This is a genomic window from Anaeromicropila herbilytica (assembly GCF_016591975.1).
GTDB classification, from domain to species: Bacteria; Bacillota; Clostridia; order Lachnospirales; family Lachnospiraceae; genus Anaeromicropila; species Anaeromicropila herbilytica.
The window spans coordinates 2,027,993-2,054,477 of record NZ_AP024169.1 but is presented as its reverse complement, the minus strand read 5'-3'; the positions used below and the strand labels follow the sequence as shown (position 1 = coordinate 2,054,477).

Below are 26,485 nucleotides of genomic sequence, written 5' to 3'. Positions count from 1 at the left end.
TATCTTATCTTATTTTGTATTTTTTAAATGTTTTCCATAATTTTACATTGTGGTATTGAAACTAATTATATCACATTTGCAAATGTTTCGTCGATATTTTATTCAGCTAATTTCTTTATATTAACATAAATATTTCATTATTTCTTTCTAATTGACTTAAGCCTTAGCATCGCATGTAATAAAAGCACTTCTTTTTACTTATCATAGGTTTTAATCATATTTTCTATAAAAGTACCATATCCTTTTGTAGAGTCTTGTATAAAAACATGCGTAACTGCACCGATTAATTTTCCATCTTGAATAATTGGACTTCCACTCATTCCTTGAACGATTCCATTTGTAACCCTTAATAACCTCTTATCTGTAATCTTTATAATCATACCTTTACTTAAATTTTGATTATTTAATTCAACCTTAACAATCTCGATATTATATTCCTTGATTGAATCTTCAACTTGACATAGAATCGTAGCTGGTCCAATCTTTATATCTTGTTTTAAACCTATCTCCATCTTTTTATTATCATCAAAATGATATAATTGATTTACTTTTCCGAATATACCTTGATTCGTATTGATTTTAATATCACCAATCTTATCTTCTTCATTTTTGTTAATTAATCCAACTATTTCACCTGGTTGCCCTGATTTTCCCTTTACAATTGACATAATATCCGCAGTATATATTGCTCCATCGTTAATATCCATTAATAAACTAGTATCAACATCTGTAATACCATGACCTAATGCACCGAACGCTCCGTCTGGATCTAAAAAGGTTAATGTTCCTATACCCTGTGTATTATCCCGTATCCATGTTCCTATTTTATATTCACCTGTAGGTGTTTCTATGGGTTTTATTTTCAACTTAATTATTTCTTTATTTCTTCTTACTTTTAATAAAATATCTTTTCCCTTTGATTTTTGAATTATTTTAATTAATTCTTCTTTATAGTGTATTTGAGTATTATTTGCGCCTACTATATAATCTCCAGATTTTAATATATTGAGTGCTGGTTCGTAATTCAAACCATCTCTACTTTGAATAGAGCTTGTACCTAATACCATAATTCCATTGGTTTCAACATAGATTCCAATAGGCATACCACTTGGAACTAATTTGATTGGTTTTATTACATCCAATTTAATTTGCTTAAAATTTAATAATCCAAATAATTTAAGATTAATATTATATTCACCAATTTCTGATGACCTTAACGAAAACGGCTCATCAAAATTGATATGAATTTTATTATCTGGTATTTTTTGCTGTCTAATATTAATTACACTAACGTCTTTCGAATTAATATCGCCTTCAACTGGAAGGTCTAAATTAAATTTCTGTTCATTCCCAGCAATAATTTTAATATTATTTGGTATCTTGGAATCAAGATCTTTATAACTTAAGTATAGTATTGCAGTTATATTAATCAAGAGCATAACAATTAAAAATTTTCTGTACCATGATTTTCTATTCATAATTACACTCCTATCTTTACTAAACTTAAAGTCAAAAAAGGATATACATTGTATTGTATATCCTTTTATAGTATGCGTATTAAATTAGGTTTCAAACTAGAATTTTTTAGTTTTAGCTGCCAATACTTTCATTTCTCTTGCATTTGTAATAACATTTTCAGTTATTTCAGCACCGCCAAGTATTCGAGCGATTTCTTCAATTGACTCATCTTCACTTAACTCTCGTATTGATGTACTTGTTGAATCATTCTTAGTCTTCTTCTCTATTATGTAATGCGAATCTGCCATAGCTGCAATCTGTGGCAAATGAGTAATGCATAATACTTGATGACTATTTGCAATGAATGATAACTTTTCAGATACCTTTTGAGCAGTTCTACCGCTCACACCAACATCAATTTCATCAAATATTAATGTATTGATCGCATCATTGTCTGCAAGAACTGATTTGATTGCTAACATTACTCTCGATAGTTCACCTCCAGATGCAACCTTTGACAATGGTTTTATATCCTCACCTGGATTCGTCGAAATCATAAATTCAACATCATCAAAACCATTTTGAGTATAATGATTTAAACGTTCAAAACTCATCTCAAAGCGTACATCCAGGAAATTTAAATCAATTAAAGCTTCTTTTATCTTCGAAGCTAGTATATTAGCTTTCTTTTTTCGTATAATCGATAGTTCATTCGATAATTCTTCTAATTCTTCTTCTAATTGTTTTTGTTCTAATTTTAAAGTATTTACATAATTATCATAATCTATTAATTTTTCTAATTTATCGTGTGCTGCTTTACAGTACTCTAGGATATTATCTATTGATTCACCATATTTTGATTTTAAATTATTGATAAGGTTAAGTCTTTCTTCAACCTCTCTCAATTCTTCTGGTTCGTAACTTAATGACTTCTGGTAACTTTCTATATCTCGATTAAAATCAGAAATATAACTTTCTATATCTAATAGTTGACGTATAAAATTATTGATATCGTCATCCATATTTTCTAATTTATTTAACGCTTTTACTGCTCGTCCTATACTATCACCAGCTGAATTACTATTATCATAACCAGTAAATCCATTGACAAGCGCTAACCCCTCTGCAATTGCATTAGCACTAGATAATTTTTTATAGCGTTGTAATAATATGGAGTCTTCCTCTTTTTTTAGTTTGGCATTTTCAATTTCATTAATCTCATATTCTAAGAATGAAATTTCGCGAATTTTCTTATCCTCATCCATTGTAGATTCTTCTACTTTTTGCTTAACCTCTAGGTAGTTCCTATATTTTTGATTTAATTCTTTTTTCAGAGTGACAATCTCATCTTTTGCATACCGGTCTAAGATACTAAGATGTTTATTCTTTAACAATAAAGATTGATGTTCGTGTTGTCCATGAATATCGATTATCAAGCTAGATATTCCCTTTAGAATCGAAGACGTTACATTCTCTCCATTAATCTTACTTATGCTTCGGTTATTCATTATCTTTCTTTGTATAATTAATTGGCCATCAGATATAGGAATATCATATGCTTTCATTGCTTCAATCGTATTCTCATCATCTATTTGAAATACTAATTCGACTAATGCGTAATCAGCACCTTTTCTAATAATATCTTTATTTATTTTCCCCCCAAGTGCAATATTAATTGAACCAATTATAATTGATTTACCAGCACCAGTTTCACCAGTTAGTATATTTAAATTATCTTTAAAAAATACTTCAACTTCATTAATAATTGCTAAATTCTTAACATGCAAACTTAATAACAAATTTACTCCTCCTATTATATAAAATACAAGTTTATTCATATGAATTTATATTCGACACACCGTACAAAAACATATGTTCTGTTTCGATTTTATCATAAGTATTTTATAAATGCAAGTTATTTATCATATATTACCATATTTTTCTTTTTTCATTCTATATGACTGATGATATGCCAATTTACAACTTTTTTCACTATTCCTTTCTTTACAATTAAAACTATGTGTAAAGATAACTAATATAAAAAAGATAGCCGTACTATAAATATATTAGTACGACTACCCTTATATTATCCTATATTCAATTAATCTCTGGCTCTACCAAATAATCTTAGAAGTTGTAAGAAAATATTAATAAAGTCTAGATATAATACTAATGCTCCATATAAAGCAAGACTAGTTTCTGACATTCCTATATTAGATCTCGCTATATTCTTTAACTTTTGTAAATCATATGCAGTTAAACCAATAAAAATAGCTAATCCAACTGCTGCAATACCAAGTCCTAAAGTATTACTGTGTAAGAATATATTAACGATACCTAATACAATAACACCTACTAATCCCATCATACCAATTGTACCTAAGGCTGTTAAGTCTTTTTTTGTAACTAATCCATAAGTAGCCATACAACCAAAAACAACTGCTGCAATTACAAAGATTGATATGATTGATGTTATTTCATATACATAAAAGACAGTTGATAATGTAATACCATTAACTACTGAATATACGAATAACATAATTGATGATAATATTGCATTATTTCTTCTTAAAGTTGCATTTGCTAGTAAAACTACAGCAACTTCTGCAACTAAAATTGGAGTCATCATTCCATTTCTTAATAGGTTTAATCCCACCCCAGTAGAGTATGTCATGTAAGCACTAGCTGCAGTTACTAATAAAACCATGAACATGAAAAGAAAAGTCTTGGAAATAACGCCTTGCACCTTAGCCTCTAAATCTAAAGCAGATTGAGATGATTGATATGAGTTACCATACGCATCTGAATAGCCATAATTTTGATAATTACCATTATCAGAATTATATGTATGGTAGTTTTGATTCATTTGATCTTGATTCTTGTTAAAATTGTCGTCCATATTTTTCTCCTTTTCTTACTATAAAAATACTAGTGATGTATATATTATTACCTATGAATTCAATAATACATTTCCACTTTTAGTCATTTTAACATAAGGGCTTAGATTAGTCAAACCAACCTAAGCCCTATTTTTTGTTATAAAAATTTAATTTTAAGATTAAATTTATTTGTATTAACGTTTGTTATTGAATTGGAACAACGGTAACTCTACAATATAATTTCTTTCCATTTACAGTTGCAACTACATAAGTTACACCTATTCTTGCACTAGTTATTTTACCTGAGGTATCTACACGGCATACTTCTGGATCCATAGTATCCCAATTGATACCACTTGTTACTCCATAAACAGCTAATGTATACGTAGAATATTGTTCTAATGTAATGCTTGTTCTATTCAATCCAACAACAGTTACTTTTACTGTATCAGACTTACCACCTGCAACACAAGTAATTGTAGCTACTCCTGGCTTCTTAGCTGTAATCTTACCTGTTTTTGTATTGACAGTAACGATTGATTTATCATCAGAATACCAACTTGTTGTGTCGGTTGAATTTGATGGATTTACTGTACGATGTAATACAGATGATTCACCAACTACTAGGGTAACATCTGAACTTAATACAGATACACTTGTTGCAGGAACTGCTTTGATGACATTAATAAAACATGTTGCAGTTCTTCCACTATTATCTTTTGCACTTACAGTAATTGTTGCTGTACCAGCTGTTAATGCTGTAACTGTACCATTTGTACTTACAGTTGCAATACTTGAATTACTTGATTTCCATTTTCCTGAACGATAAGTAGCATTGGAAGGTTTAATTTTTGCAGTTAATTTTGTTGACTTTCCTTCTACCATCGTAATAGCTGTTCTATTTAAACTAATACTTGTTATTTGGTTTACTACTCTTACATCACAAGTAGCTTCAACGCCACTTCCATCAGTAGCATAAGCAGTGATTGTTGTATATCCTAGTCTCTTACCTGTAATTTTACCTCTTGAATTTACAGTTGCAACACTTGGTTTACTTGATTTCCATCTTACCGTTTTATTTGTAGCTGTTGAATTATAAACAGTTGCTTTTAATGTATAGGATTTTCCTTTTCCTAATTTATAGTAGCTTTGATTTAACTTAATCTTAGTAACTGATTCTTTCACTGTTACGATACAAGTATCTGCTAGGTTGCCGTCTACAGATTTTGCTGTAATAACAGCAACTCCGCCCTTCATACCTTTTACAGTTCCATCACTTGCTATAGTTGCAATACTCTTATCTGAAGTTGACCATTTAACTTTTTTATTTGTAGCTGTTGTAGGTTTAAATGTAACTTTTAATTTAAAGGTATTTCCTTTTTTCATTGATTTCTTTGAATAGTTTAAAGTAATACCTTCCACAGATTCAACAACGGTTACTTTACAGTATGCAGAATTACCTGCGGCATCTTTTGCAACAATTAAAGCAGTACCAGCGGCTTTACCTGCTACTTTACCAGCTTGAGTAACGGTTGCAACCTTATCATCCGTTGATGACCATATTATTGAATTCTCAGATGCGTTCGTAGGTGTTAATGTTGCATTTAAATAGGCAAATGCATCTTTTTTAACTGTAATCTCTGCTTGATCTAATGCAATTCCTGTTGGTTTGGTAGTAACTGTAACTGTACAGTATTGCATATAATTACCGTCTGTTGTACGAGCAATAATTACTGTTTGACCAACTGCTACACCAGTTACATATCCAGTGGATGATACTGCCGCTACAGCTGGATTCGTTGACGTCCAAGTTACTGCATTATTTGAAGCATTGGTTGGTGTAATCGTATATGTAATTCTTTCAGATTTACCAACTGCTATGGATTTTGCTGTAGAATCTAATGTTATTCCAGCAACTGGAACTGTTACTTCAACACTACACAAAGCTGTTACACTTGGATCCGATACTGATGTTGCTATAATCGTAGCTTTACCAGTTGATACTAATGTTACTTTTCCATCTACTACGGTAGCTACACTTGCATCAGATGATTTCCATGTTACTGTTTGATTCGTTGCATCCGTTGGGGTAATATATGCAACTACCTGCGTACTTTCTCCAGTTTTACCTGATATAACTGAATGTGATAATTTCATGGATGTTACTGGCTTACGAACGGTTATAATTGCAGATGCTATAATATCACTATTTGTATCTAATGCTGTAATTGTTACAGTACCTGTGTTAGCTTTATCCGCTTCGATAATTACTGTCTTATTTCCATTTTCACTTGCTTTTACTTTTAAGATACTCTCATCTGATGATGTCCATTTTATATTAATATCTTGAACTGATGTATCTGTCGGAGTGGTATCAGCATATAAAGTTGTTATCTCTCCTAAATCTAATGTTTTTGTGCTAGGAGTTATCTTCATACTCTGAACGGCATCTTTAACTGTAATATAACATGTTACTTTTTTAACTACACCTTTTACTACTTTAGAAGCTGTTATAGTTGAATGACCAGCAGTTACCGCTTTCACCATACCTGTTGAACTAACTGTTGCAACAGCTGGATTACTAGATGACCAACTAATGTTATCATTAGGAGTTGCATCTAATTGATATGAAGTACCTTTATACATTGTTAATTTTGTTGAATTTAGAACTAAAGTATTTGATACAGTAACATCAAGTTCAAATGTTCTACTACCAAATATTTGATAAGCATTATCATTTCTGTAATCAAGGTATGGTGCAGTTGTTACTTTAACTTTTACTGTTCCTTCACCAACCGCAGTAAATTTTTTGGTAGTAGAATCATAATCTAATACAGTCTGATAATCCGTACCACCATCATCTGCATCTACAATTGATTGTATTGCCATATCATCTGGAGCATTTGTACGTCCAAATACATTGTATTCATCCCCCATTAATAATGAAATACTTTCTGTTGGATTATAATTAAGAGGAATGGTTACAGTTCCATGTACATATCCCGGCTTATAAACTTTATAATTAGCACCTGTATCAAAATTTTGAATCGTTTGCAATATTGATGTATTGTATAAGCTATCATCAAATACGCTTGTAAACACTTCGTATTTACCAGCTTTTTTTGCTGTAACATTAAGAGTCGCAATTGCTGAACCACTAGCTGCAGAAGTTCCTTCTACAGTAGAAATCTTACTTGTATCAACTACTGCATTTGTTTTATGATCATATATTTTCCAATTCAGTACATGAATTGCTGATGCATTTGAGTCTAATTGAAAATTAACTGGATTTGCAGCATCTGATGAAGAATTACTAATTGATGCTCCAGCTGTAATATCTGTTGTACCGTATTTCAACGTAGGCTTAACTAGAACCTTAAATGATACCTCTGTCTTAACATCACGTGTTAAATCAGTTGCGGTTACAGTAACTAAACCCGATCCATTTATTTTAAAATTTTGACCAGAACTTCCAAAAGTAATTACATCTTCATTGGAGGATTTCCAAGCAACAGAGGCAAGTGCAGTTGGATTTGTATCTAAAGTGGCATTATTAAATAATAAAGATTGTTGTAATTCAACAAAACCATTTGCTGCTGAATCAATAACTTGGTAGTAATCTGTCCCAATCTTCTCTAACCCACTACCATTGTTCGTATTAATATATAGTAATGAACTTACTTTAAATGATAATGGATATGTTTTAGAAGTTCCACTAGTATCAGTTGCGGTAATATTAGCATATACCTCATCTATACCGACTTTTTGCGGTGATATTTTAACCGCACCATCAACTAAGTTAATTGTATTTTCTTTTTCATATTTTGAATTTATGCCTGACGAAGCTGTGGCATCTAGGTTGTTTACCTTCCATTCAACCTTGGAAATATTTCCAAAATCAGTACCAGAAGTACTAGCCACTTCTACAATCACAGGACCATTGGTCAGATTAATCCCAGTTGAATTTATCGCAGCGCCATCCTTAATCTTAAGATAATAAGGGACTGTATCCGCTTTAACCTCACCTAACTGATGTATTAAGAAGTATGCAACACACACTAACCCTATTACAAGAACAGGTCCCAATTTCTTTAACAAACTTTTCTTCATAGTCTTCCTCCACCCATCAATAATTATGTAATATAGATTATATAAGAATTTATATAAACTATGAATGTTTATTTCTAAAAACCTACATAAGAACACATATCATAATTTATATCGGCAATATTCCCTTTATTTTTTATGCCAAAAAGTAAATTCTAATATTAAACTAAATAAGTATTATGACAAATTTGTGTCACTCTCCCTATTCTACTACATTTTGTGACAAAACAATAGTATTTTTATACTATTTTCTTAAAAACGGCATAGTAAATCTTTCCTATACCGTTTTTCTATTCTATCATAAGTTGTTAATAATCTTTGACTAATAATAAAAAAGTAAATGCACGAACTGTTTTGTTACATCATATTTTATATTTATAACTGAGATCATTACTTGATTTTATTCTGGCGCAATGTATGAATCATATCAAGTAGAAAGGTAACCTATGTCACTTAATAACTATCCTACGGAATTAGACTTACTAAACGAGCGATTTCAACGACCTTCCAAACAATTAGCACTAAGTACTCCTTATAATTTATCTTATTTTGAACAATATCCTAATTATATTTTTCAAAATCCAGATCAAGTTATTATTGCTTACTTTGGTGTATTAAAACAAGCTGCTAATATGACAACTTACACTTGTGGTTGTGGATCAATCGGCGATACCAAACAGCCTTACCCCTATGCATATGAATTATTTACGAAAGAATATCAAAAGGTACATACTTACAACGAATTTCTAGATTCTTTCTTAGGAATAGGGCACATATCTTTTCTTAAGATCTACGAAGCATACTCTTCCCCTTCTACACCTAATGATATGAAATATTACCTAATAGAATATGAGATAATCTCTGAACAGAATATACCTAATAGTAACTCAGAAGAGCCAATGAATACAAAGAATAAAACTTGTAATTTCTCCTACTATTATGGCATAGCTACTGTTCAGTATTCTAGTGATAATGGTTGGAAAATAAGTGATATTAATACTTTAAGAGAAGATTTTCTTTGTGCTCCTTTTCATAGCTGGTTCTATCAATCGGAATCTATTATCCAATTAATATACGTAGATGCACTCCATATCGTTGAGCAAATTGATGATACTGTGATAATCAATGACACTTTATCAATCTATGCTTCTGGTCATAATCAAAAGTATCGTTTTGACTTTGTAAGACTAACCAATGGATATGATATCTTGTTGCATGAATATATTTTAATTAATAACTCATGGATGGAAGGTAACTTTCTAGGGAAGCAGTGGTCTAGTTTAAAGTTTTCGATTGATAATTTTATTAGCTGATTCTATCTTTACTTCTTAGTGTAATAGTATCCTTATGTAGCAAAATATTAATTATATTAGACACTAAAGTAGAAATGAAATTATCTTTTCAAAATTGATAAATAAAAACGCTATCATTGGACAGCTCAATAAAAATAATAGTTCTTTCTCAATTATATCACTGCGATCAGCGTCATTATTATAAAAATCATCATAGTTTTTAATTATAAGAATACCAATATAAAACATCAAAAGAATTATAACAACTGCGCAGAAACTTAGTATTCTAAAGTTATCTAAAGTATTTAAGCATAATATTTTAAAAATACAATACTTTTTATTAATCAAACCTATTTTTGAAAACGACATATCCAACCTCCAGACAAACTTTCAAGAATAATACTGCATTTTATATAAACTATGATTTAAATCTGAATATAATATCGTTTATTTTCATATTAGAAAGTAATATTCTATCAAATAAAAAACCAAAGCGATTCGATACAAATGTGTTCGAATTGCTTTGGTTTTACATACTTTTCTCACCTTCATAATAAATTAATTATATAGTTAAGTATCCTTTATCAATTATCTTATCCTCTGTTTTTTCATAAGTCTGCTTCGCATAAGCAAGTACTTCTTTCATGAAGTCCATGTTCTCAGATAATCTTTGTATTGTTTCTTCTAAATATGTCAACTCCATTCCAATCATTTTTCTAGAAGTTACTTCAAAGCTAAGTTCAGAGTTCACACTACGGATTCTTTCCCTAATAGATATTAATTCCGCTTTATATTTTTTCATTAACTCGATTTCTGCGTTCGCCACTCTGTAGTTAAATGTAAAATCAGCATACCTGTGACCGCCACCTATTCGATCAAAGAGAGATACTGCCCAATTTTCAAAATCCTTTATTCTATCAGAAGCATAATCGATACAGCTATTTACAAAATCTCCAATTTCAGAAGCAATACGGACTGCCGCTTTTCCTAGATCAATGATCGTATCAAGTGCATCCGCTATTACAGTAGTTCCAATGGCTCCCTCTATTACATAGGGTGCAATAAATGTAGCGCCAGCAACTGTTCCAGCAACAGCCCAAGCACCATGTTTGTCATAAATACTTTGTAATAAGACATCTTGGTATTGTTTCAATACTTTACGACCATCTTCCGTTGTTATTAATGTAGATACAATAGCAGGTACCCCATGAGCTGCAAATCCAATAACATTTTCAGCAGTTAACTTTTCTCCATTCAATCCATTTGGCTGTCCACCTGTTAATTCCATCACTTGCATCATCGCCATAGCACAATCATTTCGTTGATCTTCTGGTAGTTTCATTACTTTTTCTGATAAATCCTTTGCATACTTTCCAAGTGGTCCTTGACTATCCTCAGTATTATTAAGCGAACCATCAAAAGTTGTATTGCCCTTACCATCTACATTGGCAAACATATATGTAATATCATGATAGCCAGCAAAATTTTTAGGATCTACTGGTGTATTAATATAAGTGGTGTGATCTTCTGATATAACTTTATTGCCTAGCACATTGACATAATCATCTTGACCACAGATAGAATACATTTTGTTCAGGCGATCATTATATCCTGCCTCTCCATATTTGCTCTTCATATCATCAATAGCCTTAGGTGAAAATCCCTGTCCGTCAAAGGAATAACACTTGTCAATGCAATTACCATGTTCAGAGTTAAGCGTAACATACTGAGCCTTATTACCACCTTTGGAATGTCCAGTGATAATAATATTATCTTCTGATGTCCATCCATGCTTTTCGGCTACATTATCAAAATATTCACTTGCTCTTTGCTGTTGGGTCGTTGAAGAGATTGACATGCCTTTTCCATTATCCATCCATTCACCATCACCCGTTCCACGGTAAGCTACGTATATCTTACCATCTGATGGATCTGTAAAGGTACATGCATTAGTACCTGAATCATAGCCTAGATTATAACTTTGATCACTAACTACCATATCTCCCAAATTCGGATCAGTTTCAATTGCGCTTTTTATAACATTATATTCTTCATGATATTCACCTGTAGGAGAAGTAAAGTTATCATCTCTTGATACCTTATCTAATACCTGACTAATGCTTAGTCCATCTTCTTTTACCTTATAATCTAGATACATAAAAGTATCCAAAACAGCCGAACGATTAACATCTTGATTGACATTCATATTCTGAGCCATACTTTACCTCCATTCACCACTTAATAATTGATACGAATTGCTATAAGTAAAAATCCCTCTCTGTGAATACCAATCGGACTTCATAAGGAAATCATTGATATTCTTGTAACTTAACATATCAAAAGTATGATTATCATTGGCAAAATAGATAGAAAAGCTGCTTACAATATGATTCTTCTCTAATTCTTTTCCTAATTTTTCTACATATTGTTCTTTCCTGCTTTCATCTACGTTTGAATTCAGCACGATGGTAAAATCAATTAAACTATTACCGTTCGAAGTATATTCCTCCATTGAAGTATTGTTATCGTAGTTCTCAGGTAAAGCATTCAATGTAACATTATAGAATAATTTATACTCTGAACTTTCAAATACATAGCCAGTAATATCCGTTAACAGTGAACGCAATTCACCTCTTAATAAAAAAGCAGTATAATTATCACGGTATACATAATCTCCATCTTTTTCTTTGGTCCTTTGTACTAAGATAGTTTCCTCCGGGAACTTATCACTTTTCACGAGGATCTTTGTAGTTTTACTTCCTAGCTTCCCTCCATATGGTGAAACATACTCGAATTTCTCAGCATACTTTTTATCCATATATCTTATTAACTTATCCGTAGAATTTCCAAAAAACATGCAACCACCTACCCCTATTAGTGTTAGTATTACATAACATATAAATATAGTTTTTTTCTGATTCTTTTTAATTTGAAATATAATCTTAACCCCCATATCTTAATTATTATTGTTAGGTTCATTTAAATAAAGCATCTTAAGCAAATAGCCATATCTACTCATATAAAAAGAAACTTACTTTATGGAATATCACGGTATTTCCACATCCCTCCATATACTCTTATCATAATTTAGAATTCAATAAATTAACATAGCACTTTATGACTATTTGCTACTATTTATTTTTCTTTTAATCTGCATCTATTGTTATGAAGTTTTCGTTTTCTAAATAGTAATTTTCATTTTAATATTGTATAATAATTCCATATAATAAATAAAACAGATGACTTATTTTTAAAAGGAGAATCCGTATGTCTTTATTTAAGAAAAATAACTATTTAATCATACCTATTTTAACAGGAGTCTTTGATTTTATTTGGTTTTACTTCATTATATATTTTGCACATAAAAACAATTTACTTTTTAGCATAAATGAAGTTACATGGAATACCATCACTACAAAGTTTCTTATCGATTTTCTTGCTATGCTTTTCATTCCATCCATAATTATAATTGCTTGCAAAAAGCAGCTAAGTGATTTTCAGCTGTGTATGAATAGTAAATATGAGATTATGGCTCTTTTAGGAGTTATGACTATATTATTTATTCTGCATAATGAATTTGGAATATTGGGTTTATACCGATTCTTTTTTTATCTTGTAGTTATTGCTTTTGGTGAAGAATTTATTTATAGGGGATTCATATACAATAAAATTAAATCTAATTCAAAGTATTTAGCAATTATTATTAGTGGTACCTTATGGGGAATCATGCATTCTATATTACCTTCTATAGTGTCTAACGCTAATTTACCTCAATTTATTTTGTCTATATGTAGTGAAATAGGTGGAGGTATTCTTATTGGTTGGTATTATATTTATCTTCTAGAAAAAAGCAAATCCTTATGGATACCAACTTTAGTGCACGCTATTATCGATTACTCTGTAAGTTATATTGGAACTATTGTTGCAATAATTATATTCTTTTATTTCTTAAAGAAATCTAGGACTGAAAAGTATAATTCTTAATAAGCAGATGAATATTCCAAAAAAGGCATCTTATAAAAGACGCCCCACTATTGTTATTTTATTTAATTCTCAATAATATTATTTTGAAACAGATATTAAAATATCTTGTCTAATATTTAAACCTATATTATAAGCGCTTACTGTAGCAGTCCCAATACCAATTGCTGTTATTAGTCCATTGCTGTCTACCGCAACTATATTTTCATTAGTACTTGTAAATTCCATATTTATATTATCTTTATTTGATATCATATAATTATATTTTTCACCTATTTTTAAATAGTTAACTCGTAAAACATCCATATTAACACGGTAAACAGATGGTGATATTGTGTTATTATTATCAACCGATTCTAATTTATCGTAATTAGTTTCAGAAAATATTTCACCATGTTTTGCATAACTATCATAAGCCATAGATTTATGATAACTAAAATTATCATTCATTAAAGAATTGACAGAAACTAAAAAATAGTCATTTGAATTATAATAATCTCCAAAAGTAGTATCAATGCAATACCATTTTCCATTAATTTTCAATATGTTCCATGCATGATTATTATATTTAGAATTAAAAACAGAACCTTCAATATATCTACATTCTAAGCCCAATTTGTCTGCAATATTACTGTACAATGAAGCATATCCTTTGCATACAGTACCTAAGTTTGTTAATCCTAAATAGCCTGAATCATATGTAAGTGTCTCATCGTAGTGTACATGATCAATAACCCACTGATATGCCCAATAGGCTTTTTGATAATCTGAATGTAGGTTATTTATATTATTTTTGATATCTGTATTAATCACATTATCAACGTAATTAGACTGATCTTTGGTTTCCGCATAAAAGAATCTATATTGAACTGACGTTGTTCTATTTTTATAATAACTGATTTTCGTTATTAAAAATCCATTACATAATCCTATACCATAGGAAGCACACTTAAGTTTGTCTATTGGATAATATATTTGATTAAAAACTTCCTTTTTATAATCATCCATTGAAAGTCTCATTTTACTCGAATATATTATCTTTACATTTTCATATCTGTTAGCTTTTATAATGCTAAGAGCCAACATGTTTTCTTCATAATTAGATACATAATATACTCTCATACCTTGTGAATTGAGGTCTGATTTTATAATTGAAGCAGATGCATTATTAAATTGCAAAAAGGATAAACATAATACAAAGAATATTACAGCATATTTTTTATGTCTCATCTTTAAACCTCCTAATATTACCATCAACGCAATAAATATTAAGCCCAATTGCTCCGTACATTTCTTGCAGTTCTTAATCGAAATACTGATTATAGTTGTCGTACAGAGTGCTACTTAGGTCATATTTTTCTGTTACAATATGATTTACAATTCCATTATTACAGAAATGACTATAATCTACTTTGTTTTCAAAACAAACACCAGACCAAGTAGGATCAACAAAATATATTTTATCATCTAAATGTATATGATTCCATGAGTGCCACTCTTTATACTTATAGTCTACTATTTCGTCACTTACATATTCACATTTTATTCCTGCAATAGAACACATATCAACATATAGTCTTGAAAAGCCACTACAGGCTGATGAGATACCATAAAAAGCACCATATTCATGATTAGTTAAACCATCGTATTTATACGTTTTATTTTTTCCAATCCAAGTATACAATTTTCTTGCTTTAATATACTGGCTATCTTCTTGATTGTAAATTGAATTACATAAATTATTCAAGTCTTTCATATAAGTATTTCTTGCGATTATATCAACCCTGTAGTACATTTTATCTTTTATATTATTTTTCTTATCTAAAGTAAACAGCTTTAATGTATTGAATGAGTCATTGATTAGACTTGATGGAACTGACACCACTTGACCACTCTTTATTGATTCACATTTGTAGTTAAGAACTTCACTGTCTTTGAATGAATAGTATATCTTGCTTTTTGTATTAGATTGTATGGTAAAATCCCAACACGCAGTAGTGGTGTTATATTTGCTATTTGTTATACTAATATTAATATTACGAGCAGATACATCTATTGGTAATACGGTAAAACATATAGAAATAATAAGAATAATTGAAAATAATTTAGATTTCATTATACCTCCACCACCCTTTCACTGATTTAACTTTTTCTAAGACACGCTATTGTGAATTTAACTCACTAGTAAACTTAGTAAAATCTATAGATTAGTTCTTTGATTTAACATAAAAAGACCTCCTTAGACATTAGATAAATGTTAAGGAGGTCAAATTGCATATATCTATCACCGAACACACAATATATGATATTTACCATCACTGGCTTATTTTTAGCCTATTTTATATCGAATATACATTTTACAAACTAGGTTCAAACCGTTGAAATTACTTACTTTTCTAAAGCCTCACTTACTCTTCCCAGTTATGATATACTTCTTGTACATCATCATCTTCGTCAAGTAAATCAAGAGTTCTTTGCATCATCTTCACGTCATGTTCTTCAGTAAGTTCAACCCAAGTCTGAGGAATCATAGTAACTTCTGCACTAGCCATGCTAATCTTTGCATTTTCTAAAGCTTCTCTTACTTCGCTAAAGTTATCTGGATCTGTAAGGATTTCAAAGCTATCATCTTCTTCATTAAAATCTTCTGCACCAGCATCTAATGCTACCATCATTAACTCATCTGATTCCATATTGCATTCTTCTTTATCAATAATGATTTGGCCTTTTTTATCGAACATAAAGGATACACAACCTTGTGTTCCAACATTTCCGTTACCTTTTGTAAATGCATTACGTACATTAGAAGCAGTACGGTTTTTATTATCTGTAAGCGCTTCCACGATGATTGCTGTACCGTTTGGTCCATATCCTTCATAAGTTACAAATTCGTAATTTACTGCATTACCATCTCCAGCTGCTTTTTTGATACTACGATCAATTGTATCATTTGACATATTGTTTGATTTCGCTTTTGCAATAATATCGCGAAGACGGCTATTATTTGCTGGATCTGCTCCACCTTCTTTAACAGCAACTGCAATTTCACGACCTATTTTAGTAAAGATTTTACCTTTTGCAGAATCGTTTTTCTCTTTTTTATGTTTAATATTTGCAAATTTTGAATGTCCTGACATATCAATTCTCCTTTTTAACTCTCTATTATAGAACGTTAGTGGAATCTTTTGATTCACTAACATCCAAGCGTACGATGTACTCTTACGCTTATATTCTAAGTTTGAAAATATTTTTATATTTTCAAGCTAATAAGTACTGCTGATAATTCAGTAGCCATATGTTAACAGAGTTAATTCTAACACCGTTTTTTATATCTTACAACCTTTATTTTCTAACTTTAGCTAAACTTGTATCGCTATCTTATTCTTCTAAAGCACTTTTAATACTCTTTGCATTAATTAATTTTTTGATTTTATCCATGAACTCTTCGGCTTCTTCAATTGTCTTTATCACACACATAATTGTATCATCACCTGCAACACAACCAATGCATCCTTTAAATTTTAAAGCGTCAATTGCTGCAGCGACAGCCATAGCCATACCAGAAACTGTTTTCACAATTACCAGATTCTGTGCAATATCCATTGAGACATAACAATCTTTTAGTATTCTAACATACTTTTCACTTACTACTGTATCTTGACTATTTAATACGATATACTTTTGCTTTCCGTTATTTCCAGCTACTTTAGTCAATTTAAGTTCTCTAATATCTCTTGATATCGTCGCCTGTGTTACATTGTAACCTGCTGCTATTAATAGATCAGCCAATTCATCTTGTGTCTCTATATTATTTTCATTGATCAACTCAATTATCTTCGTTTGTCTTCCAACTTTCATAACCTACTCCTTTTTTCATGAACTTATTACGTAAAACTTCAAAAAAACTTGTATCATAGATTTTAAGAAGTTTAATTTCTTCCTCAGTCTTTTTAATTACTACACTATCACCTTTTTGTAATTCAATTCCTTGGTTACCATCCAACGTTACAATTGCTTTTTCATACTGATTCTTCTTAGTCTCGCCAATTATAACTGTTATCTCATCTTCATCAGATACGATAATACTTCTATTCATGAAGGTATGAGGACAAATTGGAGTAATCACAATTGATTTCGTATTTGGTAAGACGATAGGTCCACCAGCCGACAGATTATATCCTGTTGAACCTGTAGGCGTCGATATAATAACCCCATCTCCTCTATATGTATCGACATATTCCTTGTTAACGTATATAGTTACGCTTATAATTTTAGAAAAATCTCTTCGAGTGATCACTATGTCATTCATAGCTTGTCTTTCGCTATCTAATTCTTCATCAATGATTATTCTTCCGCTTAACATCATTCTATGATCAACGCAAAACTCATCATCAATTAAACTTTGAAGAGCAGAATTAATATTAACTTTTTCAATTTCAGTTAAGAATCCTAATGTTCCCAGATTAATACCAAGAATTGGTATCGATCTTGAGCGCAAATCATTTGCGGCACGGATTATGGTACCATCTCCACCTAATACGATTGCACATTCTGTGCCTGGAGGAATACTATTGATATCCGTATATTGATAGCCTAATTCTTCTGATATACTATCAACAATGACACATTTCTTATTTTTTGACATTAAATAATCTTTCACCAAATTCGTTGTTTCCAAATTATAATCTTTTTCATAATTAGTTATGATGCAAAAACTATTCATACGTTTCTCCTCACACATTATAAAGCCATATGTGCTTCCTCTACAATTTGTTTTACACTATTTAAAAGATTAACAAGTTCCTTATTATCAACATATTCACTGCATTGTTCCATGGTTAATTCTGTATATCTAGTTGTAGTATTATAATCCTCATCCTCTATAGCATCATGATCTACTAAAATATTCTTAAAGTTGTCATCATTACACTTAACTAAATGAAGCAGATATTCAATATTTCCTTCTGGTCCTTTTATCGGTGAAAAATCTAAATTCTTAATACGAAATCCTATACTTACTGCGAATTTGATTACATTCTCAATTACTTCTAAATGTACCTCTTTATCTCGCACTACACCTTTTTTGCCTACCTTCTCTCTACCTGCTTCAAATTGTGGTTTGATAAGACAAACAACTTCTCCATTTTCCATTAACAGATTACGTACAGGAATTAACACTTTGGTTAATGATATAAAAGCAACATCTATCGAAATAAAATCAATATCATCAGCAATATCAGCTTTTGTTACATGCTTAATATTTGTCTTTTCCATACAGACTACACGTTCGTCTTGACGAAGTTTCCACGCTAATTGATTCGTACCTACATCCACTGCATAAACTTTGACTGCACCATTTTGAAGCATGCAGTCCGTAAAACCTCCCGTAGAAGACCCTACATCCATGCAAGTTTTGCCGTTTAAATCAACTCCATAATGATCAATTGCCTTTTCTAACTTTAAGCCACCCCGACTGACATACTTTAATACATTACCTTTTATTGTTATATTCACTGAATCAGGAAACATACTTCCCGCCTTATCTTCCCTTTCTCCATCGACAAGTACATTACCAGACATAATGATTGCTTTTGCTTTTTCTCTAGATTCAGCTAGATTTCTCTTTACAACTAAGACATCTAATCTTTCTTTCATCTTTTACACATGCCTTTCATTCTTTTATGACCTATTATGAAAATATTGAATAGGCCTAAAACAGTAAGAATTTCCTACTAATTACTCATTCATACACGCACATTTCATCAATTATATCTGTGATTGAATTCTTTGAACTATCGATTGTGCATCTATCTCATTCTGAGCCTTTAATATATCACAATCCCCATGAGGTAAAAATTCATTAGGAAGTGCTATTGTTAAAAGGTTGGATTCATTTAGATGTTTCTTGCTATATATATGGGAGATTGCCTGCCCATATCCTCCATTCAATACATTTTCCTCTAATGTCACTACTACATTATGCGTGCTTGCAATAGTTGCTATATCATCTTCATCAATTGGCGCAATGAATCTTGCATTTATAAGTGTAACTGAATGGCCTAACTTCTTCAGTTCCTCTCTAACATCAACTGCTGTTTGCACCATACTTCCTACCGCAAGTAAAGCAATTTCCTTTTCTTGATAGATTATTTCACTCTTCGAATATTCAATTGGAGAATGGAATTCCTCTAATCCATTATAGCTTTCACCTCTAGGATAACGAATTGCGATAGGACCATCATAGTTTACCCCATATCGCAACATCTCTTTTAGCTCCTGTCCGTTCTTAGGTGCCATTATTGTAAGATTAGGAATACTTGATAAAAAAGATATATCGAATATACCCTGATGTGTATCACCATCACTTCCAACGATTCCAGCTCTATCAATTGCAAAAATCACTGGTAGGTTGCTAATACATACATCATGAAGAATCTGATCATATGCTCTTTGTAAGAAAGTTGAATAGATTGCAACAACTGGCTTCAAACCACCTGCTGCTAATCCTGCTGCAAATGTTACCGCATGTTCTTCGGCTATTCCTACATCAAAAAATCGACTCTTATATTTCTCTTGAAATTGTGTTAATCCTGTTCCAGATGGCATTGCTGCTGTTATAGCAACAATTCTTTCATCCTCTTTGGCAAGCTCTACTAAGGCTTCTGAGAAATAATCTGTATATGTTTGATAATTCTTTTCTTTCTTAGATTTGCCAGATTTTATATCAAAAGGATCTACCCCATGGAACTTTGGTGGATTTAACTCTGCTTGTCTATATCCTTTTCCCTTTTTGGTGACTACATGAACAATTACCGCTTCCTTCATTTGCTTTGCAGCACGAAAAGCTGTAACTAACTGTTCCATATTATGACCATCAATTGGTCCGATATAAGTAAGTCCCATATCCTCAAATAGCATTCCAGGAATTACAAGTCTTTTAATGGAATCTTTTGATTTCTTGATTCGGTCAATCATAAAATCGCCTACCATAGGAACTTTTTTCAGAACACCCTCAACACCATCTTTTAAACCAAGATATTTCGTATTTGTTCTAATCTTTCCAAGATAAGTAGCCATACCACCTACATTTTCTGATATAGACATATTATTATCATTTAATACAATCACAAGATTAGACTTAAGCCTTGCAGCATTGTTAAGAGCTTCATAGGCCATACCACCAGATAAAGCACCATCTCCAATAACTGCAAATACTGTGCTATCTTCCTTTTTAAGTTCTCGTGCTTTCGCCAACCCTAATGCTGCAGATATTGACGTCGAGCTATGTCCTGTATTGAACGAATCACAACAGCTTTCTGAACATTTTGGAAAACCACTAAGTCCTCCATATTTTCTCAGAGTCATAAACATATCTTTACGTCCTGTAAGGATCTTATGTGTATACGATTGATGGCCAACATCCCATACAATTTTATCCTTTGGTAAATCTAAACATAAATGCATAGCCATTGTTAATTCAACTACACCAAGGTTAGACGCCAGATGTCCACCTGTTTTACTTATTCTATCTACTAAAAACCGACGAATTTCCTTGGCTAATAAGGAATATTCCTCAGGCTCTATATTCTTAATATCATTTGGTTCATTTATTCTATCTAAAATATCTGACAACTATGTTCACCTTCTTTATCATCTTTACTCTTTCCCAAAATAAGAGCCTATTTATATATCTATTTAGAATTTTACGACACTATTTTTCTCTGTTTATTAATTTATGAATCAATTCAAATAGAAATTGATTTTCTTTATTTAAGGATGTTAAGTTATCAATTGCTATTTTGGACATTTTCTCTACATCTTTTTGGGCCTTGTTAATTCCTTCTATCGTAACATATGTTGTCTTATTATTCTTTTCATCACTATTGATTGGTTTACCAAGCACTTCAACTGAACTAGTAACATCTAAAATATCATCTTGAATCTGAAATGCAAGTCCTATATTTCTTGCCGCTTCTTCGACTACTAAGAGTTCTTTATCATTAGCACCCGCCAAAATTGCCCCAATCATCATGGAAGCTTCGATTAAAGCACTTGTTTTTAATTCATATATAAAATTCAATTTTTCCTTCGGAATCTCACTATTGGTTAATTCAACATCAACAACTTGTCCGCCAATCATCCCATATATTCCAGGTTTTCTAGCAAGAACTTTTAGCGCTTTCGCTACTTGTAATAAACGATTCGTATCCTCAGTCAAATCAAATGCCCTTGTTGCTACTTCATAGGCATAGTTTAATAGCGCATCTCCAGCTAGAATTGCCATTGCTTCACCATATACAACATGTGTTGTCTTACGACCTCTTCGATAATCATCATTATCAATCGCAGGCAAATCATCATGCACTAAGGAATATGTGTGAATCATTTCTATTGCAGCAATAAATGGTTCTAGAACTTTATCATTATCTTTTGCAAATAGACGATATGTCTCAAGTATTAACATTGGTCTAATTCTTTTTCCGCCAGCAAGAACACTATAATTCATCGCTTCTAATACTGTTTTCTGATATCCTTTTTCTTCCGGGAGATAATTTCTAATAATTTCTTCGATATAAGCAATTCTTAAATTCTGCTCCTCGTTATAGTTCATTACTATCACCATTCTCATTTAAGATTATTATTTTTTTCTCTATTTTATCAATGGAATCATTACAATGTTTTAATAATTTCATTCCATCATTGTATAACTGAAAGGATTGATCTAATGTAATGTCTTCACTTTCTAACTTTATTAAAATATCATTTAATTCTTCTATTGATGTTTCTAAAGACTTTGCTTTATTCGCCATACCATATATCATTCCTTTCTAGTTATGCTCGCTTCCTTACTTTCTTATCCGTAACTTTTGCGATTACATCTCCATCCGTTAACGAAATCGTCAGAGTTTCCTTAATCTCAACTTTATCAATACTATTGACGATATGATTCTCCTTATCGACAACCAATGCGTACCCTTTGTTTAATTTCTGTAGTGGAGATAATCCATTCATTTTTTCTATATAGATAGCAAGTTGATGCCTTTTATCTCTGAGTTTTGATTGCATGACATTCCTAAGCTTATCTTCCATATCGGATAATAATTGCCTCTTCTGTCTGACCTGATATGTAGGATTGGCATATTCTAATTGAATAGATAATTTATCTAATTGATGCTTGAATAAAGATACTTTTCTATTCATACGATCATTCAATACACTGTTATAGTTCCAAATAAGATTGTCGATATCAGAAAAAAGCGGTATTGCAAGTTCTGCTGCTGCAGAAGGGGTTGGAGCCCTAAGATCAGAGACAAAGTCCGCAATTGTTGTATCAGTTTCATGACCTACAGCTGAGATTATTGGAGTTGATGCATTAAATATTGCTCTTGCAACCTCTTCTTCATTAAATGCCCATAAATCCTCAATGGAACCACCACCTCGACCAACGATAATAATGTCAAGATTTTGCTCGTCCAAGATATTGATACCTTTCACAATGCTAGATACAGCACCTTCTCCTTGCACTAATGCAGGATAGAGAATGAGTTGGACATAAGGATTTCTTCGATATGAGATATTCATGATATCTTGAATGGCAGCACCTGTTTTTGCAGTTACGATACCAACTTTTGTAGGATACTTAGGAATTGGTCTTTTGTAGATTGCGTCAAATAAACCTTCCTCTTCTAATTCACTTTTCAACTTCTCGAATTTCTGATATAGAATTCCTGCTCCATCAAGTAATATCTCTCTAGCATATAATTGATATTTTCCATCTCGTTCATAGACATTAACACTACCAAGTACTATTACACTTTGGCCTTCACTCATTCGAAAACTAAGACCACTTCTTTGACCTGCGAACATTACGCAAGCCATCTGTCCCTTGTCATCTTTTAAAGTAAAATAAATATGGCCTGAGGTATGGTATTTACAGTTAGAGACTTCACCTTTGATATAGATATTATTTAGGGCATAATCTCTCATAAACATATTCTTAATGTAAGAATTTATTTGAGTAACGGAATAAACATGATCCATCTCGCTGTATTACCTCCTCTTCCATTGTTACACGATTTTTGCTAAGATTCCATTTACAAAGCTTGAAGAACTATCTCCACCGAATTTCTTTGCAATCTCTACTGCTTCATTAATTGCAACTCCTGTTGGAATATCTTCATCATACTTCATTTCATAAGTAGCTAATCTAAGAATAGTTAAATCCACTTTACCCATACGAGTTAATTTCCAGCCACTTGAAGCTGCTTCAATACACTCATCAATATTAGTAATGTGACTAATTATTTTATCAAATTTGTTCTTTAAGTAATTTAAATCTTCTTCTTTTGGCATTTCTAAGCTGTCGAAATAAAGACTAATTTGCTCATTTAGCTCTCTATCTTCATGAAAATCTTTGCGAAACAACATAAGAAATAAATGCTCTCTTATTTCTCTTCTATTCATATTTAAACCTCCTGTCCACGATTTTATCGTAGACGTACATTTTAAGTTGGAAATAGCTTTTAGCACTTCCATCACATTTTATATTTTTTTAATTCAACGTATAATATCTTAATTATTACCTATAAATATCATGAATAGCTATATTTTATACATTTTTTATAGCATCAACTTGATTTAGCATTTTATTCTATACCTTGAATATTAAACCTTTAATATAATACACATTTCAACCCGAATAAACAACCCTTAAATAATAAATATTCAAGGGTTGTTCTATATTATACACTATTTAGTTGATATTAGGAAGTCTTATTTGCTATTTTCAATATTAACTCCAGCAATTCGAACATTCACTTCTGACACATTAAGTCCAGTCATGTTCTCTATTGCAGTTTTAACCTTATCTTGCACGCTTTTTGAAGTCTTTGGAATACTATAACCATATTCAAGAACTAATGCTAGATCAACGATAACTGCTTCGCTTGATACATCAACTTTAACGCCCTTTGAAAGGTTTTTCATTCCAAGTTTTCCTACCAACTCATTGGTAATATTGCCTGACATAGAAGCTACACCTTCTACTTCTGTTGCAGCTATGCCTGCAATGATTGCAACGACTTCATCAGCAATTTGAACTTCACCAACTTTACTTTTTTCATGTATTTTATAACTACTGCGATTCTCTTGTTCTTTATTCAATGTATTTACCTCCTAAGTTCACACAACAGTTCATAAATTAGCTATTGTATTAATATATCTTATGATTATTATAACAAACTTAGAAACTTTTGCAATTACTTTATTCAATTGCTTTTTAATTTATTTTCTATTTTGTTTTCACTGGTTTAATGTTTATATTTTCAATTGATACTCCGGTTTTATCCTTAACAATACTTTCTATTTGTGCTAATTGCTGATCTGACAAGCCAGTAGTTTCAATTACAACATTAACACTATTGTCAAGAATTAATACTAAAACATTTTCGAATCCATTAGCCTCAATTAGAGATTCTGTTACATTTTCTTTTTCTTTAATTTCATTCATCTTAACAATACTATCGATAGCTACTTCTTTTTGTTCATCTGATACATTTTTATCATTTATGATATCTAATAAATCAGCTCTCTCTTGTGCTCTATTCTGTTCTCGTTTTAATTTGTTTTTTGAAAAATAACCGCTACTTATTGTATTATTAACAAGCACTGCGTCTCCTGTAGAATCTTTTGAATTAGTTTTATCATCTTTCTTACTTGTTACTAATTCACCACTATCGGAAACTGGAATGCTATCATCACTTGCAGCTAATTCGTCTTCATCCGATATATCAGTTGTCAATTTGGAATCAGAAGAAGCTACATCTTTACTAGATTTGTCTTTCGTATCTGCGGTTAAATCATCTGTATCACCAGCATTCTCTACCATGAAATCATCGCTAGCTAGATCTGCAGAAGATAATAAGGAGTCCACGTCTACATTAGTACCATCTGAAGCTACATTTTTACTGTCTGCTTGAACATATGAGTTTTGATTCTCTTTCTGGTTAGCCACTTTGTCATTCGTAAAATTTAGATAACCTGCAATAACAATCATTAATACTAAAGCGGTAATAATTACTTGGTTCTTTCTAAATATATTTTTCATTACTAACCTCCTAATTCATTTTCATTACTTTAATTTTATGTGTAGGCACGTCAAATAATACCTCAACTGCTTCAATTATTTCACTTATTACGTTCGGATTATCGCCCCCTTCTGCAATTACTAGTACTCCCTCAAGTTGTGGTTCTAATTCTTTCACAATAAAAGGAACTGAATCTCCATCTTGGTTGACTAGCACTGTTTCATTTTCTTTACTTGTGTTACTACTAATTCTACTTCCACCATCTCCATCCGTTTCATTTACACTTTCTTGAGAATAAGGTTCATTTTTTAATGCTACTAATTCTTTGGAAGATTTTGCAGTGATCATTACTTCCACTTGGCCGATTCCATTGACTTTTTTTAGCATTGTTGTTAATTCATTTTCTAATCTGCTTGTATACAAGTCAATGTAATCATTGCTTTTTACTGATGTAGCACTTAACTTTTGCGTGCTGCTTTTGTAATCAACACTTGTACTTGATTTTTTGCTCTGTTTTGGAAAGATATCTGGGATAGTAAGAACAATTAAGAATATACCGCATAATAATAGGATTACTAATCTTTCAAGACCGATCTCCTTAATTGTTAACTTCGTTTTCTTCTTGCCTTTCTCTTTTTTATCCCCATCATCTTCCACTATTTGATTCATTTTGTTTTCCATA

Annotated in this window: 22 protein-coding genes; 2 read left to right on the top strand and 20 right to left on the bottom strand. The window is 31.3% G+C overall.

Annotated elements, in window-relative coordinates; genetic code table 11:
- Nucleotides 1-194: 194 nt before the first annotated feature.
- The 4 genes from spoIVB to bsdtb5_RS08710 form a co-directional block, all read right to left on the bottom strand.
- Nucleotides 195-1,478, bottom strand: a complete 1,284-nt coding sequence (gene spoIVB, locus bsdtb5_RS08725) for a SpoIVB peptidase (RefSeq protein ID WP_271715640.1) — start codon at nt 1,476-1,478, stop codon at nt 195-197.
- Between the two features lie 96 nt (nt 1,479-1,574).
- Nucleotides 1,575-3,257, bottom strand: coding sequence for a DNA repair protein RecN (gene recN / locus bsdtb5_RS08720; protein WP_271715639.1), 1,683 nt, complete (start codon nt 3,255-3,257; stop codon nt 1,575-1,577).
- 302 nt (nt 3,258-3,559) lie between these two features.
- The gene (locus bsdtb5_RS08715; protein WP_271715638.1) at nt 3,560-4,357 is read right to left on the bottom strand and encodes a Bax inhibitor-1/YccA family protein; all 798 of its coding nucleotides are present in this window, start codon (nt 4,355-4,357) and stop codon (nt 3,560-3,562) included.
- A gap of 184 nt (nt 4,358-4,541) precedes the next feature.
- Nucleotides 4,542-8,447 carry an Ig-like domain-containing protein gene (locus tag bsdtb5_RS08710; RefSeq protein WP_271715637.1) on the bottom strand — a complete coding sequence of 1,302 codons (3,906 nt, stop codon included), beginning with the start codon at nt 8,445-8,447 and terminating at the stop codon, nt 4,542-4,544.
- Between the two features lie 443 nt (nt 8,448-8,890).
- Here bsdtb5_RS08710 and bsdtb5_RS08705 point away from each other — a divergent pair, with 443 nt between their 5' ends.
- Entirely contained in the window at nt 8,891-9,757 is an 867-nt protein-coding gene (locus bsdtb5_RS08705; protein WP_271715636.1) for a hypothetical protein, read from the top strand.
- A 541-nt stretch (nt 9,758-10,298) separates the two neighbouring features.
- On the opposite strand, the gene bsdtb5_RS08700 is transcribed toward bsdtb5_RS08705, so the two are convergent.
- Nucleotides 10,299-11,954, bottom strand: a complete 1,656-nt coding sequence (locus bsdtb5_RS08700; RefSeq protein WP_271715635.1) for an Mbeg1-like protein — start codon at nt 11,952-11,954, stop codon at nt 10,299-10,301.
- Nucleotides 11,955-11,957: 3 nt separating this feature from the next.
- Nucleotides 11,958-12,593 carry a hypothetical protein gene (locus bsdtb5_RS08695; protein WP_271715634.1) on the bottom strand — a complete coding sequence of 212 codons (636 nt, stop codon included), beginning with the start codon at nt 12,591-12,593 and terminating at the stop codon, nt 11,958-11,960.
- Nucleotides 12,594-13,003: 410 nt separating this feature from the next.
- Here bsdtb5_RS08695 and bsdtb5_RS08690 point away from each other — a divergent pair, with 410 nt between their 5' ends.
- A complete protein-coding gene (locus bsdtb5_RS08690; RefSeq protein ID WP_271715633.1) occupies nt 13,004-13,720 on the top strand; it encodes a CPBP family intramembrane glutamic endopeptidase in 717 nt (238 codons plus the stop codon).
- Between the two features lie 78 nt (nt 13,721-13,798).
- Here the strand turns inward: bsdtb5_RS08690 and bsdtb5_RS08685 are convergent, their stop codons facing one another.
- From bsdtb5_RS08685 to bsdtb5_RS08620, 14 genes are all read right to left on the bottom strand, one after another.
- Nucleotides 13,799-14,947: a transglutaminase domain-containing protein gene (locus bsdtb5_RS08685; protein WP_271715632.1), complete on the bottom strand. Its 1,149-nt coding sequence runs from the start codon at nt 14,945-14,947 to the stop codon at nt 13,799-13,801.
- A gap of 73 nt (nt 14,948-15,020) precedes the next feature.
- Complete coding sequence (locus tag bsdtb5_RS08680; protein ID WP_271715631.1) at nt 15,021-15,833, bottom strand: transglutaminase domain-containing protein; 813 nt, start codon at nt 15,831-15,833, stop codon at nt 15,021-15,023.
- Between the two features lie 292 nt (nt 15,834-16,125).
- Nucleotides 16,126-16,854 carry a YebC/PmpR family DNA-binding transcriptional regulator gene (locus bsdtb5_RS08675; protein WP_271715630.1) on the bottom strand — a complete coding sequence of 243 codons (729 nt, stop codon included), beginning with the start codon at nt 16,852-16,854 and terminating at the stop codon, nt 16,126-16,128.
- Nucleotides 16,855-17,095: 241 nt separating this feature from the next.
- Nucleotides 17,096-17,575 carry an arginine repressor gene (gene argR, locus bsdtb5_RS08670; RefSeq protein WP_271715629.1) on the bottom strand — a complete coding sequence of 160 codons (480 nt, stop codon included), beginning with the start codon at nt 17,573-17,575 and terminating at the stop codon, nt 17,096-17,098.
- Complete coding sequence (locus tag bsdtb5_RS08665) at nt 17,544-18,440, bottom strand: NAD(+)/NADH kinase (protein ID WP_271715628.1); 897 nt, start codon at nt 18,438-18,440, stop codon at nt 17,544-17,546. Before bsdtb5_RS08665 ends, argR begins: the two co-directional genes overlap by 32 nt.
- A 17-nt stretch (nt 18,441-18,457) precedes the next feature.
- The gene (locus tag bsdtb5_RS08660; RefSeq protein ID WP_271715627.1) at nt 18,458-19,372 is read right to left on the bottom strand and encodes a TlyA family RNA methyltransferase; all 915 of its coding nucleotides are present in this window, start codon (nt 19,370-19,372) and stop codon (nt 18,458-18,460) included.
- Between the two features lie 111 nt (nt 19,373-19,483).
- Nucleotides 19,484-21,349, bottom strand: coding sequence for a 1-deoxy-D-xylulose-5-phosphate synthase (gene dxs, locus bsdtb5_RS08655; RefSeq protein WP_271715626.1), 1,866 nt, complete (start codon nt 21,347-21,349; stop codon nt 19,484-19,486).
- A 79-nt stretch (nt 21,350-21,428) separates the two neighbouring features.
- Nucleotides 21,429-22,328 (bottom strand): polyprenyl synthetase family protein, encoded by a 900-nt coding sequence (locus bsdtb5_RS08650; protein WP_271715625.1) that lies wholly within the window; start codon nt 22,326-22,328, stop codon nt 21,429-21,431.
- On the bottom strand, nt 22,318-22,527 hold the full coding sequence (gene xseB / locus bsdtb5_RS08645; RefSeq protein WP_271715624.1) for an exodeoxyribonuclease VII small subunit: 210 nt from the start codon (nt 22,525-22,527) through the stop codon (nt 22,318-22,320). Before xseB ends, bsdtb5_RS08650 begins: the two co-directional genes overlap by 11 nt.
- A 22-nt stretch (nt 22,528-22,549) precedes the next feature.
- Entirely contained in the window at nt 22,550-23,758 is a 1,209-nt protein-coding gene (gene xseA, locus bsdtb5_RS08640) for an exodeoxyribonuclease VII large subunit (protein ID WP_271715623.1), read from the bottom strand.
- A gap of 27 nt (nt 23,759-23,785) precedes the next feature.
- Nucleotides 23,786-24,181 carry a transcription antitermination factor NusB gene (gene nusB / locus bsdtb5_RS08635; RefSeq protein WP_271715622.1) on the bottom strand — a complete coding sequence of 132 codons (396 nt, stop codon included), beginning with the start codon at nt 24,179-24,181 and terminating at the stop codon, nt 23,786-23,788.
- Between the two features lie 309 nt (nt 24,182-24,490).
- Nucleotides 24,491-24,880 carry an Asp23/Gls24 family envelope stress response protein gene (locus bsdtb5_RS08630; protein ID WP_271715621.1) on the bottom strand — a complete coding sequence of 130 codons (390 nt, stop codon included), beginning with the start codon at nt 24,878-24,880 and terminating at the stop codon, nt 24,491-24,493.
- Nucleotides 24,881-25,007: 127 nt separating this feature from the next.
- Complete coding sequence (locus bsdtb5_RS08625) at nt 25,008-25,823, bottom strand: SpoIIIAH-like family protein (RefSeq protein ID WP_271715620.1); 816 nt, start codon at nt 25,821-25,823, stop codon at nt 25,008-25,010.
- Nucleotides 25,824-25,833: 10 nt separating this feature from the next.
- Nucleotides 25,834-26,484 (bottom strand): stage III sporulation protein AG, encoded by a 651-nt coding sequence (locus bsdtb5_RS08620; RefSeq protein ID WP_271715619.1) that lies wholly within the window; start codon nt 26,482-26,484, stop codon nt 25,834-25,836.
- Nucleotide 26,485 lies beyond the last annotated feature (1 nt).

Bases quoted from the DNA above. Each gene is read 5' to 3' on its own strand.
- bsdtb5_RS08665 (WP_271715628.1), bottom strand. From the start codon at position 18,440: ATGAATAGTTTTTGCATCATAACTAATTATGAAAAAGATTATAATTTG.
- xseA (WP_271715623.1), bottom strand. From the start codon at position 23,758: ATGGATCATGTTTATTCCGTTACTCAAATAAATTCTTACATTAAGAAT.
- nusB (WP_271715622.1), bottom strand. From the start codon at position 24,181: ATGAATAGAAGAGAAATAAGAGAGCATTTATTTCTTATGTTGTTTCGC.
- bsdtb5_RS08695 (WP_271715634.1), bottom strand. From the start codon at position 12,593: ATGTTTTTTGGAAATTCTACGGATAAGTTAATAAGATATATGGATAAA.
- bsdtb5_RS08685 (WP_271715632.1), bottom strand. From the start codon at position 14,947: ATGAGACATAAAAAATATGCTGTAATATTCTTTGTATTATGTTTATCC.
- xseB (WP_271715624.1), bottom strand. From the start codon at position 22,527: ATGGCGAATAAAGCAAAGTCTTTAGAAACATCAATAGAAGAATTAAAT.
- bsdtb5_RS08620 (WP_271715619.1), bottom strand. From the start codon at position 26,484: ATGGAAAACAAAATGAATCAAATAGTGGAAGATGATGGGGATAAAAAA.
- bsdtb5_RS08675 (WP_271715630.1), bottom strand. From the start codon at position 16,854: ATGTCAGGACATTCAAAATTTGCAAATATTAAACATAAAAAAGAGAAA.
- bsdtb5_RS08660 (WP_271715627.1), bottom strand. From the start codon at position 19,372: ATGAAAGAAAGATTAGATGTCTTAGTTGTAAAGAGAAATCTAGCTGAA.
- bsdtb5_RS08705 (WP_271715636.1), top strand. From the start codon at position 8,891: ATGTCACTTAATAACTATCCTACGGAATTAGACTTACTAAACGAGCGA.
- bsdtb5_RS08690 (WP_271715633.1), top strand. From the start codon at position 13,004: ATGTCTTTATTTAAGAAAAATAACTATTTAATCATACCTATTTTAACA.
- argR (WP_271715629.1), bottom strand. From the start codon at position 17,575: ATGAAAGTTGGAAGACAAACGAAGATAATTGAGTTGATCAATGAAAAT.
- bsdtb5_RS08715 (WP_271715638.1), bottom strand. From the start codon at position 4,357: ATGGACGACAATTTTAACAAGAATCAAGATCAAATGAATCAAAACTAC.
- bsdtb5_RS08710 (WP_271715637.1), bottom strand. From the start codon at position 8,447: ATGAAGAAAAGTTTGTTAAAGAAATTGGGACCTGTTCTTGTAATAGGG.
- bsdtb5_RS08680 (WP_271715631.1), bottom strand. From the start codon at position 15,833: ATGAAATCTAAATTATTTTCAATTATTCTTATTATTTCTATATGTTTT.
- bsdtb5_RS08650 (WP_271715625.1), bottom strand. From the start codon at position 22,328: ATGAACTATAACGAGGAGCAGAATTTAAGAATTGCTTATATCGAAGAA.
- bsdtb5_RS08700 (WP_271715635.1), bottom strand. From the start codon at position 11,954: ATGGCTCAGAATATGAATGTCAATCAAGATGTTAATCGTTCGGCTGTT.
- spoIVB (WP_271715640.1), bottom strand. From the start codon at position 1,478: ATGAATAGAAAATCATGGTACAGAAAATTTTTAATTGTTATGCTCTTG.
- bsdtb5_RS08625 (WP_271715620.1), bottom strand. From the start codon at position 25,823: ATGAAAAATATATTTAGAAAGAACCAAGTAATTATTACCGCTTTAGTA.